The organism is Butyricimonas sp. Marseille-P2440, assembly GCF_900091675.1.
Classification (GTDB): domain Bacteria; phylum Bacteroidota; class Bacteroidia; order Bacteroidales; family Marinifilaceae; genus Butyricimonas; species Butyricimonas synergistica.
Genome location: NZ_LT594610.1, coordinates 1,986,469 through 2,001,740 on the forward strand (window position 1 = coordinate 1,986,469; position 15,272 = coordinate 2,001,740).

Consider the following 15,272-nt stretch of genomic DNA (forward strand, 5'->3'; position numbering starts at 1 on the left):
TATGCAACGGAAAATCATCACAACGGAAGACGGAAGCAGTACTCTATACGTGCCGGGACTGAATGAACATTACCATTCAGTCCACGGTGCGATACAAGAATCCCGACACATCTTTATCCAAGCGGGCATTCAATATTACGGGCAAAAACATATTCATATCCTTGAAGCCGGATTCGGCACGGGGTTGAACGCGTTTTTAGCCTTACTGGATGCACGGGAAAATGAACGGGAGATCGCATTCCATAGTTTCGAGAAATACCCGCTGACAGCGGAAGAAGTGACGGGACTGAATTACACGACCCTCTTCACGCCGGAAGAGGCCGACCTTTTCCAACAACTCCACTCCGCCCCCTGGGAAGAAGACGTGCCGGTAACCCCTTATTTCACAATTCACAAGCATGAAGCGGATTTCTCGGAAGTCAACTTCACGGAACAATTTGACATCGTGTTTTTCGACGCTTTCGCCCCGGATATTCAACCCCGGTTATGGGGTGCGGATATTCTGTCCGGATTTTACAACGCCCTGAAACCCGGCGGAATTCTCGTAACATACTGCGTGAAAGGCATCGTGAAACAGGCTCTCCGGGAAGTTGGATTCAGCCTGAAACGTCTTCCCGGTCCTCCCGGAAAGAGAGAAATGTTGAGAGCCACGAAATGATTTCAATTATTATGTCCCCGAAAGAACTAAAACAATTACTAGACGAAAAATACCAGGAATACTGCAAGTCGGAATTCTTTATAGAAACCGACCCGATACAGATACCCAAATGTTTTGAAGAGAAAGAAGACATTGAAATTTCGGGCTTCCTTGCCGCCTCTCTCGCCTGGGGACAACGCCCCACGATTATCAAGAAATGCAAGGAACTCATGCAACTGATGGATTACGCCCCGTATGATTTCGTGATGCACGCAGAGGAAGCCGATTATGACCGATTCTGCAATTTCAAACACCGCACGTTCAACAGTTACGATTGCATCTATTTTCTAAAATCCCTCGCCAATATCTACCGTCACCACGGGGGACTGGAAAACGTCTTCACGGAAGCCTACCGGAAACACGGGGATATGTTTAAAGCCCTGCGGGAATGGTATTTGGTTTTCACCTCCTTGCCCGCCGAACCCCGTGTGCTCCGCCACATTGCCAACGTGGAAAAAGGTTCCGCCTGTAAAAGGGTGAATATGTTTCTGCGCTGGATGGTTCGCCACGACGGGGAAGTTGATTTCGGACTCTGGAAAGGAATCCCCACCTCTGCCCTCCTTATTCCGTTGGACTTGCATACCGGTAATGTCAGCCGCCAACTCGGTCTACTCACCCGCAACCAGAATGACCGCAAAGCCGTGGAAGAACTCACCGCCCGCCTCCGGGAATTTGACCCGGTAGACCCGATCCGGTATGACTTTTCCTTGTTCGGGTTGGGGGCTTTTGAAAAACAGAATCGTACTATTCTTTAAACCTTTTCAAATCGAAAGAAGTAAATCCCCATTCCGGGGTGATGACATTCCCTTCGGATTTCAACAGATACCAGGGAGATAAGCTAGAATCCCCCGGATTTTTCAATATCTGAATATCCTGAGCCGGCATATAGCTTTGTGCCAGCAAATATAATTTTTGCCCGGTAGCGGGATTCTCCGCCATATCCACCACGATCACGGCATGACCGGGTGATCCCCCCTGAATAAAAACATCCCCGATCCGCATGGAAGCCATTGGTATGGATTTCAATTCTTTGGAAAGCGATAATGTCCCGGCGTAAGCGAACACGATATCCAGGTATGCTCGGAAAGTTTTGTAAGAGTAATCTTTCTCCTTTGCCTTGTACCATGAAACCTGATTCCCCTTCACGCTTATTCGATAGCCTTCCGCCCACTTGGTATAATCCACACGAAAACCGTTCGTGAAATTAAAATGAATTTTATCGTACGCTTTTTGCTTGTATAGATACTCCGCCCGCAGACGGATCACGGCATCCGCGCATTGTTGCAAATCCCGTTTGCCAATCTCCATATCGACCACGGCACAATATACCCTCGTGTCCCGTTTTTCCCGCCCATCGTAATAATGTACCTTGGAACCACGAGGTCGCAAAGGCAGGTTCCTCAAGTATTCCTCAAAAGAACCTTCCTTCACGTTTATTCTCGTGAACCCAGCAGGTAGGGCAATCCGGGTCTGAACCGTAGTTCCCTGTCCCACTCCCTGAAGGGCAAATAAACAGCATATCCCGAAAAGGATAAAACGCTTCATCTAGTCGAGTAACATCCCGGCAGACACATCCTCGGCAACTTTCTTGGAAGTCAACTGTTCGAGGATTGCCAAACCGAATTTAAAGGCATACGCGGGACCTCTACCCGTGATCAGGTTACCGTCCACAACCACGCCATGAGGTTGCATATCTGCCTCCGGCAAATATTCCTCAAATCCCGGGTAGCAAGTCATCTGACGTTTCCGATCCATCTTGATCTTACTCAACACTAAAGCCGGAGCGGCACAGATAGCAGCCACGTATCCCCCTTTATCAAAATGCTTCTGTATCAATCGCACCAAAGCCGGACAATCACCCAAGTTCTTTGCCCCCGGCATCCCTCCCGGACAAATCAAAAATTCAACCTCTTCCTCCTTCACCTCATCAATCAAAAGATCCGCAACTACAGGCACTCCATGCGCTCCCGTTACCTCTCTCTTCCCGGAAATCGAAACTGTCTTTACTTCTACCGTCCCCCGACGCAAAACATCTACCGTTCCCAATGCTTCAACTTCCTCAAACCCATCAGCTAAAAATAAAAATGACTTCTTCATAATTCTTGTAGTTTTTAATTGATTCTCCAAAGTTAAGAAAAAAAAATCTACTTTCCGGAGCAAACCGCCTTCATCAAAATCTCGCATAGAACAAGCAAAAAACAAAAAGAGATAAAGCCCCAAAAATGCCTCAACATTTCATCGACAATCAAACAAGAATGCACCCCACGGGTGTTACTCCGGTGTCATGTAATTGTTATAGATGATCCAATACAAATATCTAGCCCCTCCGATCACATTATTACAAGTAAATAAACTTCACGAAACCAAGAAAAACTAGTTCTCTTTCCGTTTTTCCCAATTTTCAACCTGCATTTTAAAATCTCTAGGAACTTCTGTATCTTTAATCAATTCCAAATCACATTCCAAAACAGCTCCACTTACATATTCCTCTTTCAATGGAATAAAATCACAGGATGTACAATTCTTTGTATAATAATATATTTTTGTTTGATTATCATTTCTACATGAAAATACCAACACCATAAATAATAATATCATACTATTTTTTTCCACCTTTTGCATGATTCCGTAATATTTCATCGTGTTCATTTTTTGCATTATTTATTTCTTGAGGGTTCAATGGAGATTTCTCCATAGCTTTTAATTGTTTCACAAATGCTCTGAAGGATTTATAGTTTTCATTACCATTCAAATATCTTAAATGATCATATAAACCTCCATGTTCTGTATTTTTTATTTTAACAAAAACCTTTTCTCCATGTACTAAAGTTTTATAATTCTGTATTATAAAAACATAAAAACGAGGAGCTCGTAACATATCTGAAACATCATGCACTTCAACGTCCTCATACACATATATTTTTTTGTTTAAAATATTGTACTTACCAGAATAATAAGAATAACATGTATCTAATTTTCCATCACTCAAATCATCCTTTTTTATAACAAAGATACTATCTGGTTTCAACTGAAGATACCACCCAATACTCGCATAAGTCCCCTTCTCCTCATAATAATAAAGACCGGATAATCGGGAATAGGGACTACAAGATAAAAATAACATTAATATAAATAAAAGTACTAGCTTCATTTTCTTTTATATTTTAAATTTGGAATTTGTTTCATTGACTCTGGCAAACTTTCTTTCATAAGATTAGGATAAGCTTTCAATAAATCTTCTCTTGTAGAATTTATATTTATTGGATAAGCACCCATGTTAGCATATCCTCCTGGTGCATATATTTTTCCCTTTATTGGGTCAAAAATTCCTTGAACCCAAGGTGCTGTAATATAGCCTAAACCACGAGGATTATTTGTTGGATTCAATCCATTAATTGATAGAGGATCAAAAGCATATTGAGATCTGTATGCAGCTACTTCATCATAAACATCTTGCATAAACGTCTTCCCATTTTTCTCATGAAAACCAATATCTTGCGTTTCGTATTGAGCAGCATGCGTAACTTCATGTACAAAATTTGTAATATTAAAATACTTAATCACTATCGCTCCTGTTTCTGAACTATATTCCACGTATCCCATACTAGTACCTTTAAGTTCTTCTAAACTATACTTTTGTTCACTTTCTTCCAATATATTAAAACTAGCAATAATATTGTCTAAAAACGAAACTCTAGTTTTTGCATTTTCATACATCGAAACAATTAAATCATACATAGGATTACTAGGTTTTATATTATCCAAAAGAACACGTAAATAATCTATTAACTCTTTCATATCATTTCGTTTATCATTAACTTCATTCGTCAAAGTATTCCATGCAGCTAAACTAGCTGGATCTATATATTCACCACCCATATCAATCAATACTATTGGATTATTTGCACAATAACCATACGGGGATATATTAACATATCTTTCAAGTTTAGGATCTATACTTAACCACCGAGCTAATTCACAATCATACATCCTTGCACCATAATCCAAATACTTTAGATCTCCTAATACTTGTTCTTCTTGTCCATTATACTTGTAACGATTATCGCTAGTCAAATAATCACTTCTTATATATTTCGTTCCAAAAGGATAATAATCGTTTTGTTCTACAAATTCCCCATTTCTATCAAGAATCACACGTACACTTCCCAAATGATCTGTGAAGAAGTAATTTACATCCTGAGAATTTTTTGTATTACTAGGCAAAATCACCCCATTACTAAAATTTGCCAATTCCAATTGCAAGCCGGCACTACTTTTCCTGTACGTCAAAGAACCTAGATAATCAAAACCATTTGCCTCACCGTTGTCTCGAACCCGTAATTTTGTACCATCTGCCAAATAATTATAGCTTGCTTTCAAAATGTTATTCATCTTGACTTCACTCAACAAATTTAGTACATTATACGTAAAATTCAAAGTTCGCCGACTATCGATTATCATATTACCATTCTTGTCATAGGTGTAAGTTCCCACGGCAACATCTCCCGGCAAGTATACATCTCCCTTCGGCGATGTTCGAATATTTTCGATCAGACTTGTTAGTTGATTACCAGAGTAAATATACATCAAATTATCTACAGGTACTCCGCCAGATGTTCGGTGCAATGTTTTGATATTACCGTTATAGTCATAAGTAATTCCATCTTCCAAGTAAGAATTCATTAAGGTTACCCATGACGTATCACTTTTCTGTTTCTGAGTAGTTCCTGTCAAACGATTTACACCATCGTAAGCAAAACCATACATCAGCACAGGTCCTGTCCCTTGCTGCCATTCCCACTCGCTAATATTACCATTCCAACAAGCAGCAGCACCACCTTGAGGAACCTCATAGCGCAATTTCATATTGAAAACACGACTATCCTTACTCATCAACCATCCTCTTACATTATAAGTCATTGTCTCGGTTATGCTTCCTATTGTTTTTCCTATTTGACGCCCGACAGCATCATAAGTGTATATAACGGAAACAGGATCACCTCCATTCAAATTCGTGATAACAGATAATAATCGTTTCCGAGTATCGTATATGCTCACGGTTTCCAATACGTCCGTTTGGCTATCAGATACTTGATGACTCTCCCGTAAATAAGTTACATTACCCGTGAAATCATACTTTAGGTCAACTCGGCTTTTCTGACCATAGAGATTATCACTTACGGTTTGAATTACCCGGCAACGGTCATCATAATAGGTCGTCGTGGTAAGCCATCTCTCCACACCTAATCCAAGTACCTTCGTTTTCACACTAGTCACAAGTCCCGCCACCCATTGATTATGCTCGGTAGCATAACCCGTAGTTGCCTGAAATGGTAAGACTGGGACATTTGTAGTGGCTGCATAATTATCATACAAAGTATACTGCAAAGGAAAACGATTTCCTTGCGGGATGTAATTATCACTAACAGATGCCATAGCCTGTAAAGCAGACTGTTGCGTTACTGCAGATATAATTTCCCCTGTTTCAACTACTCGATTTAAGTTATCGTACAAAGAATAACTCCACTTATTCACATCTTCCGATCTTTGCTTTCCATCTTGACTCATCACCAATCGATCTCGTTTGTCATACACCATATATACAGGATCACATCCCGGTAATCTTTTCATTATCAAACGTCCCCACGAATCGTAATCATAACGATAGGCAAATTGCAGAAGCACTGTTTCATTAAAAGAATCTTGTAATCGAATACTCGCTTCCGGCGAAAGTACATACCGAAGTAATCCTCGTTCGTCATAAACACTATAAGTTTCCATGCGATCGGAATCATCAAAGCTTACTACAAGGACAACGTTATTGTTTCTATCTGTAAAAGTTTCCGTTTTGTTACCATCTTCATCTGTCAAAGTTATTTTCCGAAGTGAACCGACAGCATAATAAGAGTTATCAAATTCTAAATTTCCCGAAGAAGCAACCCTATATAGTCGTACTTCATTCACAATATTAGTACCATAAGTAGAAACAACACCTTTACCGTTTCCTGTTATATGCCAATTTTTTCCCGGTCCAGTTTTCTTTACAATCCGATCCAAGGGACTATTATCGAAATCCACCTTCGTGAAAGCATATGGTGCATCTGTTGCTCCATATATATTCCAATTCGATGTAGCCATAACATTTTTATCGAAAGCTCCATTATTACCTTCCTTATTATAGGGAAGGTATTCTTTCTCCACTCGTCCTTGTACACCATAGACGTAAGGTCGGATAATATCAGCAGTACCACCAGGAGAGCCTCCGACTTGAATTTCCTGTAACTTTCTTCCAAAGCCATCAAGATAGACCACATTATTAATTACTCGAGGGGAAGAAGTAGTAGTTGACGGATCAAGGAACACCTTCTCCACTACATAATTTTGAGTTGTTGTATAAGATGGCAAAGTCGTTAATAACAAAATATCTCCTCGTGAAGTCGTCGTTACACTATCTCTTACTTCTCTCGCTTCAACTCTATTCAGGAAAAAAGCAATAAAAATAGCTATAAAATATATTCTATTTTTCATACCTATAGATTTAAATAATACCCTTACTTCAATAAATTATACTGACGTTCCTTTATAATATTATTATCTTTATCAATTATCTTAATCAAACGTCCTGCTGTGTCATACTCGTACAATTCAAGTTGTCCATTTCCATCAAATTTACTCACCAATCTATTCATTCGATCATATGATTGCATCTCATATGCCAAATCACAAGGGACGAATACACTTGAAAGAATTTCTAAAGTAGAAGGTATATCCACCTCTACACCTGTGACTCCCACCAAATCACCTAGATCAACATCAAATGAAACCAATTGCCATCTACCCGGCGACAAATTCATGGATGACGTATTTAAAGTTGTGGTTGAATTATCTTTTCTCACACGGTAAACTAAACTTAAAGTTGCCACTGTTGGTTTCACCAGTAATGTTACTCGGTAAAACCTCTCCAATGGAATAACTGATAATGTTGTAGAAATATCGTTTTGATAATTCACTGCTTTTATAAAATTTTCATAATCAAAATTCCGTATCTCTATGAAATTCCGCATGGAACGACAAAAATTATAGCAATCATTATAATATGGAAAAATATTTTGATAGTTTTGTTCTAAACTATCAACAGTAACATACTTTATCTTATCTCTTGCTATATTCAAACCTCTAAAACTATACAATTTCTTTATACAATAAGCGAAATCCATAAGGTTATTTAAAGAAGAACTAGAGAAATACGGATTGATTTGTCCCAAATAGTCTTTTATTACACTAAATTCATCATAAAACTTAACTATATTATTATAATCTTCTCTATTTCGTTTCGCCAAACCATTTTTTTCACCAAAATCGTATCCCAAAGCATCGCTTACACCCACATTCTCTGGAGATATTCCAATAGCCTTAAAAACAGGCAAGAAATTAATATTGTTATATTTTACTACCGTATTTTGAACAGGAGTGTTTATTTGCTCTGGTAATAAAATGTCATTTTTCAATTTATACTCATATACTTCTTCTTCACGATAATCATTAAGAAGGAAGGAATATATTTTAGTTTCTAACGTAACACTATTTGTATCTCTTGTCTTATCCTGAAATGTTCGTGATAGCAAACGCTTTGTCAATAAAATACAAGTCTTATTATTGGCTGCCACAACTAAAGAATATTTATTAATCTTCTCATTTAAAATACTATACACATCACTATTCGGCTTTAAAATCGCTGTTTGAATCTTTATTATTGGAGATACCATGTTTTGAGCTTTCATACTATCAATAACAGGATCAACTCCAGATTGGAAATCTAAAGGAGTTCTAATAATCTCTATTCGTTTGTCTCCATTGGACAATAATCTTTCCACTCGTGAAGGTATTTCATTAAAATAAGAATTATTATATACATATTTGATTTCTTGTTCTAACCTATTTCCTTCGGGAACATTTCCTATTAAATGCATCATAGAAGGAGAAGAAGACACCAATGTATTGAAAGAATACTCTCTTTGAGAAGATAAAATAGTCTTTCCTCCATAATATAACGAATAACCACTACATTTTTTTATATCTCCCTGCAACATATAATTATATCGAAAAAACTCTCTTGCATAATATAACGTTTCCCCGCCTTCTCTATCCCAAAAAATTCTAACTGTTGGGTGTTGATTATAGTAATTATTCATCGCTTCATAATTAAACCAATAATTATGGCGTTTATATTGAATTAACCGTTTTGAATAAGCAAACAAAGAATTATTATCCAACCAATCGACAGCGGCAACATTCAATGAATATCCTGAAACATCTGTCATATATCTATTTTTTTGCATATACACAAGATTACCTGTTTCATCATAAGTTGCTTTACCCAGTAATAAACCACCAAACCAAAAGGGATAAGTTTCATCACACTTTCCTGAAGAAATTGGAACCAAATATAAATATGTATTCCACCCTTTACCAATAAAATGCTCTTCCACATAAGGATAGTACAACCCGTTATTTCCTGTATTCAAAAAAGCTCCTCCTTTATAATCCACCAAAGATTTTACTAATGTATCGCGGAAACAAGAAGAATTTGTTTTATTATATTCCACGATCTCAATATTTGTCACCTCAGGGTATATCAGTAATCCTCCTTCAGGATATTCATACGCAACACTATCTTTAACTCCATCTATATTTTGGGAAACAAGAGACTTCAATCTAATCCCCCCATAATCTTCCATTATCCCATTTTTATTCCTTTTATTTGACTCGTACTCTATCGCAATAGTTCCACCCGTGGAAGAAGTAATAGTTTGCAAAGAACCTCTTTTGGAATAAACATGGTCTACATCTCCAATGCGACCTCTATGATTCAATACGTGAGAGTTAGGAGTTATATTACTACTATATCCCCACTTATCATACAAATTTTTAAAATTCTCATAATAATAAGAAAACTTCTGCCAATCTATTATTTGTTCCTCATTATCCATATGATTTATTTGATATAAATTATTTTTAGCGGTATATTCCAACTTAAACATCTCTATATCCCGGTATGCGTTATCCCTCAAACGAACACTCTTCAAAAGATGGAAATAATTATAAGAATAATTAGGATCAACTCCCCGTGTATAAGAAAATTGTATCAACTTATCTTTACAAGTGATAAACTCCAAGACTGGTGATTGAACAATTATTCGCTTAACTAAAGGTATTGATCTTGATCGAAAATTACGAGTTCCAGTACATGTTAATCGTATTAATTCTTTAGCTTTCCTTATAGCTTCTTTTACCCTATAATTATCTTCAAATTCCACAAGGTAAACATTCAATGCGTCTATCAATCCTTGAGATACTTGTGATACCTCATAAAAATCTTGAATAGCTCCCTGTAAACTTTTATGCAATCTAATCTTCTCCTCATTGTAAGAATACAACGGATTCTGATAAAACCTCGTTAAAGTTCTATTATAAAAACCATAAACATTATCATTTAGCTCCGCCAATACTTGTTCATGAATCGCATCTTCAACCTCTTTCAAATAATTCTCAAAATCTTTACGATATATCTCAAAATCCCACAAGGGTTCCTTATGAGAATACTGGAAATAAAACACACTACGATTATTATTCCATACATACTCTCCCTTGTATTCTGCATCTGGATTATAATGAGGACATCTATCTAGATTTTCATACCAAAAATAAATATTATCCGAATTAGGTATATCTATTTCAGTCAAATACCACGAGGATATGAATTTTTCATTTTCAATATTTCGGTCAGCAACATCTTCAGCTACGGCATTAAATACCCATTCCTTTTGTTTATAAATATACCGAACTCCATCCACATCTGTCACAGTCCAATCATGTATTAGAAAACCGAAAGAATCTTGTTCCACATAACCGTGCTCGATCCGCACGTTCGTTTTTTCAAGAGGTTCTATGATAAAATCCCATTCTTTTAGGGGATTATTTTTCCGAATAATAAAACTTACAGATTTCCCGTTAAATATAGCTGTGAAAATATCATGTTCTTCATCTTGCACATCCTCTACATAACACATAGGTTCGGGAAGAGGGCGTGTCGGAGGAATAATTTTACTTGGTCCCTCCATTCCTTTATTTTGTTCATCCGCAATTCCTCCTCTTACTGTTCGAGTTATTACCCCTCCTGTATTCAGGCTCCAATTATACCCACATATCCCCGCCGATGCATCCATTTTCACTCCTCGACTAGAATATTGAAGGGATATTGGAAGTGCATACACTCCCGATGTAATACTAAAAAGTGGAACACTATAATGTAACATTCCCGTAGAATAATCAATAGAAACATTCTTATTATTCAAATAACCTTTTGCTTGTTCACATGGTTCAAAATTCTGTCCTCGAGAGACTCCCCATACACCTAAGGACAAAACGGAAATAAATAAAATTTTCTTTTTCATAACTTCAAGTTTTTCTTTCCTACATTAGTTGTTATAAAACAAATTTACTACCATTCAATTTGTTATTGATTATTTTGGAATCCTTCCCCATAGGCACACAATTTTAAAGTTTGACATTATTAATTACCCGATAATCCCCCCGAGTTTAAACATCGGCAGATACATAGATATAAGCACTATAGCGACAAGCCCTCCCACCCCCAATATGAGAACAGGCTCCATCAAGTTTCCCAATTGTTTTAATTTGTGTTCCAACTCCTGGGTTAAATCCTCCCCTTGTTTCAACAGCATATCTTCCAGGCGGTTCGTTTCCTCTCCCACCCGTACCAGCGTGTACAATTTGCGATCGTATATCTCCGGGAATTCGCCTAACTTATCGGCAAAGAACTCGCCTTTCTTCAAACCTTCACCAATCGTGTCGAATGAACGCTGGTAAGGGTAGAACGTGATAATATCCCGCAACATCCCGATGCCCCTCAACAAAGGGACCTCCGAACTGCAAAGCAAATAAAGCAATTTACAAAAACGAGCCTGATAATTCTTCCGGATCAATTCACCGGCGATCGGGATCTTCAACACGACTTTTGCCATAAACGCACGGGTTCCCTCCGTCTTCCCGTACAGGAGAAAATACACGGCTATCACCGCCACGATAACCAACAAGGCAAGCAGATAGGTTGGAAAACTCTTCGACACCCCGATAATCCAGCGGGTGATACCTGGCAATTCTCCACCCATACGGGCATATACCTGCTCGAACATGGGAACGATCACCGTGATCATAAACACGAGTACCACCATCGCTGTCACGAGAATAATCAACGGGTAACTGATCGCACCTGTCACCATCCGCCGTTGTTCTATTCGTTTGTGGTAATAATCCGCCAGGAAGTGCAACGATTCATCGATACGTCCCGTTTCCTCCCCGATTCGCAATACACCACAATCCAACGCCGAGAAACGTTTGCTGGCTGAAAAACTCTCCCAAAGTGTTTTTCCCTTCACCACTGAGGCGTAAAGAGATTCCAGCAAACGCTTCAAATGTTTGTCCCCCTCGCCATCGATCAACAAGCGGAAAGAACGCCCGAAATCCAATCCCGACGAGAGCAGTGAATGAAGTTCCGAGAAAAGCATCTCCTTTTTCCCGTCCTTGATCTCTTGTACATGATTATTCCACGTTATCATCGTATTCTTTTTTAAATTGATTTTCCAAATCCGTTGCCCACCTTTCCCAATCCTCTTCCGCCTTGTATTCCCCGGCAAACAAGAAATACAGCTCCTTCCCCCGGTAACGAAAACGTATACCCAAGCTATCCACCCGGGCAAGACTGCCTGTCACGGGTATTACCCGACATTCTTCCACACCTCGGAACAAAGTATCCTGCCCATTCTCCCGGCTGCAAAGCCACAAGGAATCCCGAACCATCCCGAGTGCAAACCTTTCCCCGTCCCGGTAAAAATGAAAGGCGCCCTCCACGGACAACACGCTATCGCTCGTCCGGAACAGGTGATCCATCTGTTGAAAATTATCCAGCAAAACATTTCCCGCCGATAGCCCCCGGTTCAAGCGGTTCGTGTATCGCCGTACCAGATCCACCCCGTCAAACAACACGAGAAACAATACCCCCGACACGACAATCACCACCAGCATTTCGACCAGCGTGGAAGCCCGGAATTCATGTATCTTTTTCGTTTTCATAATTCTTCTTTTACCAGATAATCATACCTCATGGCTTTCATCCCGCGGGCTGGTAAAGCCTTAATACTTATATGCTGTATTCCCTTCCCGTAATCCTGTATCGTAATTTCCACCGTTCCCCAATCGTATTCCCGGGAGTAATTACCCGGCAAATGGCGTCCGTCCCCGTATTCCCGGCGACACTGCCGCAATGCCAATTCCATAGCCACGCTTTCCGACGGATCGCTCTCTCTCAGCGTTACCCGGGTCAGCATCTCCATGGTAATCGCGAAACACACCAACAGAATGATAGACGCCACCACACACTCGATCAACGAAGACGCCTTGAATGCTTTATTCATTCCAGCCATTTCACCGTCCTCCTTTCGTAAGGTCCCTCCATCAACAAGGGATAAGCCAACCCCGGATTCCCCGGTAAAACGGCATTATACAATATCCCGGCATAATATCCCTCCGGGGCAAAATAATAACATCCCCGGGCGTATAAACTCCCCGTCACCATCCCGTGCACTTCTGCAATACCGCCCACGAATACCAATCCCCGTACCCGTGAAGATTCCGGCTGCACGTACACCGCTCGTTTCCGCTCCCCGTCATCCGCATCGGCTTTCACGATTACATAACCATTCACCTCACAATGTTCCCCCAAGCGGACAAAACCTCCCTTTTCGCCTTCCCGCCACACGTGCAATCCAGACCCCGCCTTCAGGCAAACCCCGTCACCCAGCAATATCGAATCCCGGGCAAACACTTGAACACACCCCGAGAAACCGTCAGCGAACTCCACCCGTTGCCCCACGAGGATCACGCCATCCAAACGAGCATCCTGCTCCACGAATAGCATCTCGGGAGCGTAAAGCACAACATGCCCCTTCACGCGCACGCCGGAAAGATATTCTCCCACCTCCGCCCGTGTAACCGGAGCATCAAAAGCACATTCCAACACGCCGCCATTGTCCAGCCATTCCCTTTCCCCTGTTCCGGCAAACAAGAACTCCACGACCTCCCGGCTCTCCGCATCCAACGTCGGGAAATCAGAACCACTCTCCTTGATTTGCTCTTTTTCCAACGGTTTACCCTGAAAAAATTCCGACCTTACCTGCGTGTAGGAAACCCCGTTACGAGGCAGATAAACATCTCCCTCCGCGAATGTTTTACCCGTTAACGAAAACGCCTGCCCATTCTCCGGTATATAAAGTGTCGCACCCCGACCACTTTCTATACTTTTACCCATCAGGCGAATAGATTTCCGCTTGTTGTTCTTCACGCTTACCACCTCGTACATTCCCCACCGCATTCGCTCGCAATACACCCTCGAACTCTCGTCTCCCTCGAACAGCAACACCGAACCATCCTCCGCCCGGCGGGCATACAGCGTGCTGTCCTTCGCGTAAAGCAGGAATCCCGACTCCACGTTCGCCCGAACCTGTTCCTCCCGGTGATAAAGATAATAACGGGTAAGATCGAAATTCCACAACTCGATCACCAGCAACACGCCGAGCAACATGAGGGTACTCACCACCAAAACCGATGCTAACACCGAAGCGCCGAAACCACTCTTCCCGGTTTTCATAAGCCTATCTTAAGCGTGTATATTCTCTTGCCTTTTCGCAACCGGACGGAATCCGCATACACCTTTTCCACCCGATAATCGTCAATATGCTTTACACTTGCCGCGATCAAACGGGTTTCCCCTCCCGATTCGACCAACCAATAATCCTGTTTTCTTTTCCGTATCTTCCCGGCAAACCGGAAGGCGGGAGGATTGTCCGGTTCTTCCGCAACAACCACCTGATTATTTTTCGCGACAACTTTTTTCTCCTGGACACGGCACACCGTCCCCAAAAAGGGATCCCGGTAATCCAACCGTAACGTGTCCGGCAATTTATCTGCCACCACCCGCTTTTTACTGACAACCGCCGTTTGCACCGCCCCCTCCCCGCTAAAAACCACCACCCGGTAAATAATAACACCCCATATGACCACCACCGCGACAAGCAATATCACGACGGTTCTCTTGTCCTTCAACGCTTTCATGGCTCTTCAGTTAGTTCTTCTTCCGTGTCATCCAGCACGGTAAACACCCGCCGGGAATACTCTCCCTCGTAAGCGGAATTCTCCGGTCGTACAGCCCAGGCATATTCGCCCGGTTCCAAAGTACACGTGTAACGATAGTCCGCTACCAAAGTATCCAACACGTACAACTCCGTGCGCTCGAAAGAAGGCGACACGATCACCAAACGGTATCCCGTGGCTCCATCCCGTTCTTCCCACACGAAAGTCAACGTCCGATGTATCGTCTCCACGCTATCCGCCGGAGCCAGAAGTCCTACCTCCTTTTCCGAAATATCTTTCTCAAACACATCCCGGCACCCCAACACGATAAACACAATAAATAATATAATCCAAAACTGTTTCATAT

At 40.8% G+C, this 15,272-nt stretch carries 14 protein-coding genes; 2 read left to right on the top strand and 12 right to left on the bottom strand.

The window, feature by feature from the left end:
* Position 1: 1 nt before the first annotated feature.
* Both mnmD and BN8899_RS19415 read left to right on the top strand, forming a co-directional pair.
* A complete protein-coding gene (gene mnmD, locus BN8899_RS19410; RefSeq protein ID WP_065220581.1) occupies positions 2-658 on the top strand; it encodes a tRNA (5-methylaminomethyl-2-thiouridine)(34)-methyltransferase MnmC2 in 657 nt (218 codons plus the stop codon).
* The gene (locus tag BN8899_RS19415; protein WP_082987138.1) at positions 655-1,452 is read left to right on the top strand and encodes a TIGR02757 family protein; all 798 of its coding nucleotides are present in this window, start codon (positions 655-657) and stop codon (positions 1,450-1,452) included. The genes mnmD and BN8899_RS19415 overlap by 4 nt, the downstream gene beginning before the upstream one ends.
* On the opposite strand, the gene BN8899_RS19420 is transcribed toward BN8899_RS19415, so the two are convergent.
* The 12 genes from BN8899_RS19420 to BN8899_RS19475 form a co-directional block, all read right to left on the bottom strand.
* The gene (locus BN8899_RS19420) at positions 1,442-2,242 is read right to left on the bottom strand and encodes a DUF4846 domain-containing protein (RefSeq protein ID WP_065220582.1); all 801 of its coding nucleotides are present in this window, start codon (positions 2,240-2,242) and stop codon (positions 1,442-1,444) included. The genes BN8899_RS19415 and BN8899_RS19420 overlap by 11 nt on opposite strands.
* Complete coding sequence (locus tag BN8899_RS19425) at positions 2,243-2,794, bottom strand: DJ-1 family glyoxalase III (protein WP_018335880.1); 552 nt, start codon at positions 2,792-2,794, stop codon at positions 2,243-2,245.
* Positions 2,795-3,070: 276 nt separating this feature from the next.
* On the bottom strand, positions 3,071-3,319 hold the full coding sequence (locus BN8899_RS19430) for a hypothetical protein (RefSeq protein ID WP_187376962.1): 249 nt from the start codon (positions 3,317-3,319) through the stop codon (positions 3,071-3,073).
* A complete protein-coding gene (locus BN8899_RS19435; protein WP_065220584.1) occupies positions 3,297-3,848 on the bottom strand; it encodes a hypothetical protein in 552 nt (183 codons plus the stop codon). The genes BN8899_RS19430 and BN8899_RS19435 overlap by 23 nt, the downstream gene beginning before the upstream one ends.
* Positions 3,845-7,225, bottom strand: a complete 3,381-nt coding sequence (locus tag BN8899_RS19440) for an RHS repeat domain-containing protein (RefSeq protein WP_065220585.1) — start codon at positions 7,223-7,225, stop codon at positions 3,845-3,847. Before BN8899_RS19440 ends, BN8899_RS19435 begins: the two co-directional genes overlap by 4 nt.
* Before the next feature lie 23 nt (positions 7,226-7,248).
* Positions 7,249-11,151, bottom strand: a complete 3,903-nt coding sequence (locus BN8899_RS19445; RefSeq protein WP_065220586.1) for an RHS repeat domain-containing protein — start codon at positions 11,149-11,151, stop codon at positions 7,249-7,251.
* A 123-nt stretch (positions 11,152-11,274) separates the two neighbouring features.
* Positions 11,275-12,336 (bottom strand): type II secretion system F family protein, encoded by a 1,062-nt coding sequence (locus BN8899_RS19450; protein WP_065220587.1) that lies wholly within the window; start codon positions 12,334-12,336, stop codon positions 11,275-11,277.
* Entirely contained in the window at positions 12,320-12,850 is a 531-nt protein-coding gene (locus tag BN8899_RS19455) for a PulJ/GspJ family protein (RefSeq protein WP_065220588.1), read from the bottom strand. The genes BN8899_RS19450 and BN8899_RS19455 overlap by 17 nt, the downstream gene beginning before the upstream one ends.
* A complete protein-coding gene (locus BN8899_RS19460; RefSeq protein ID WP_065220589.1) occupies positions 12,847-13,191 on the bottom strand; it encodes a hypothetical protein in 345 nt (114 codons plus the stop codon). The genes BN8899_RS19455 and BN8899_RS19460 overlap by 4 nt, the downstream gene beginning before the upstream one ends.
* Complete coding sequence (locus BN8899_RS19465; RefSeq protein WP_065220590.1) at positions 13,188-14,423, bottom strand: hypothetical protein; 1,236 nt, start codon at positions 14,421-14,423, stop codon at positions 13,188-13,190. Before BN8899_RS19465 ends, BN8899_RS19460 begins: the two co-directional genes overlap by 4 nt.
* A complete protein-coding gene (locus BN8899_RS19470; protein ID WP_065220591.1) occupies positions 14,420-14,887 on the bottom strand; it encodes a hypothetical protein in 468 nt (155 codons plus the stop codon). Before BN8899_RS19470 ends, BN8899_RS19465 begins: the two co-directional genes overlap by 4 nt.
* Positions 14,884-15,270 (bottom strand): hypothetical protein, encoded by a 387-nt coding sequence (locus BN8899_RS19475; RefSeq protein WP_148375550.1) that lies wholly within the window; start codon positions 15,268-15,270, stop codon positions 14,884-14,886. The genes BN8899_RS19470 and BN8899_RS19475 overlap by 4 nt, the downstream gene beginning before the upstream one ends.
* Between the last annotated feature and the right edge of the window lie 2 nt (positions 15,271-15,272).

Bases quoted from the DNA above. Each gene is read 5' to 3' on its own strand.
- mnmD (WP_065220581.1), top strand. From the start codon at position 2: ATGCAACGGAAAATCATCACAACGGAAGACGGAAGCAGTACTCTATAC.
- BN8899_RS19440 (WP_065220585.1), bottom strand. From the start codon at position 7,225: ATGAAAAATAGAATATATTTTATAGCTATTTTTATTGCTTTTTTCCTG.
- BN8899_RS19415 (WP_082987138.1), top strand. From the start codon at position 655: ATGATTTCAATTATTATGTCCCCGAAAGAACTAAAACAATTACTAGAC.
- BN8899_RS19450 (WP_065220587.1), bottom strand. From the start codon at position 12,336: ATGATAACGTGGAATAATCATGTACAAGAGATCAAGGACGGGAAAAAG.
- BN8899_RS19435 (WP_065220584.1), bottom strand. From the start codon at position 3,848: ATGAAGCTAGTACTTTTATTTATATTAATGTTATTTTTATCTTGTAGT.
- BN8899_RS19460 (WP_065220589.1), bottom strand. From the start codon at position 13,191: ATGAATAAAGCATTCAAGGCGTCTTCGTTGATCGAGTGTGTGGTGGCG.
- BN8899_RS19445 (WP_065220586.1), bottom strand. From the start codon at position 11,151: ATGAAAAAGAAAATTTTATTTATTTCCGTTTTGTCCTTAGGTGTATGG.
- BN8899_RS19425 (WP_018335880.1), bottom strand. From the start codon at position 2,794: ATGAAGAAGTCATTTTTATTTTTAGCTGATGGGTTTGAGGAAGTTGAA.
- BN8899_RS19420 (WP_065220582.1), bottom strand. From the start codon at position 2,242: ATGAAGCGTTTTATCCTTTTCGGGATATGCTGTTTATTTGCCCTTCAG.
- BN8899_RS19470 (WP_065220591.1), bottom strand. From the start codon at position 14,887: ATGAAAGCGTTGAAGGACAAGAGAACCGTCGTGATATTGCTTGTCGCG.
- BN8899_RS19455 (WP_065220588.1), bottom strand. From the start codon at position 12,850: ATGAAAACGAAAAAGATACATGAATTCCGGGCTTCCACGCTGGTCGAA.
- BN8899_RS19475 (WP_148375550.1), bottom strand. From the start codon at position 15,270: ATGAAACAGTTTTGGATTATATTATTTATTGTGTTTATCGTGTTGGGG.
- BN8899_RS19430 (WP_187376962.1), bottom strand. From the start codon at position 3,319: ATGCAAAAGGTGGAAAAAAATAGTATGATATTATTATTTATGGTGTTG.
- BN8899_RS19465 (WP_065220590.1), bottom strand. From the start codon at position 14,423: ATGAAAACCGGGAAGAGTGGTTTCGGCGCTTCGGTGTTAGCATCGGTT.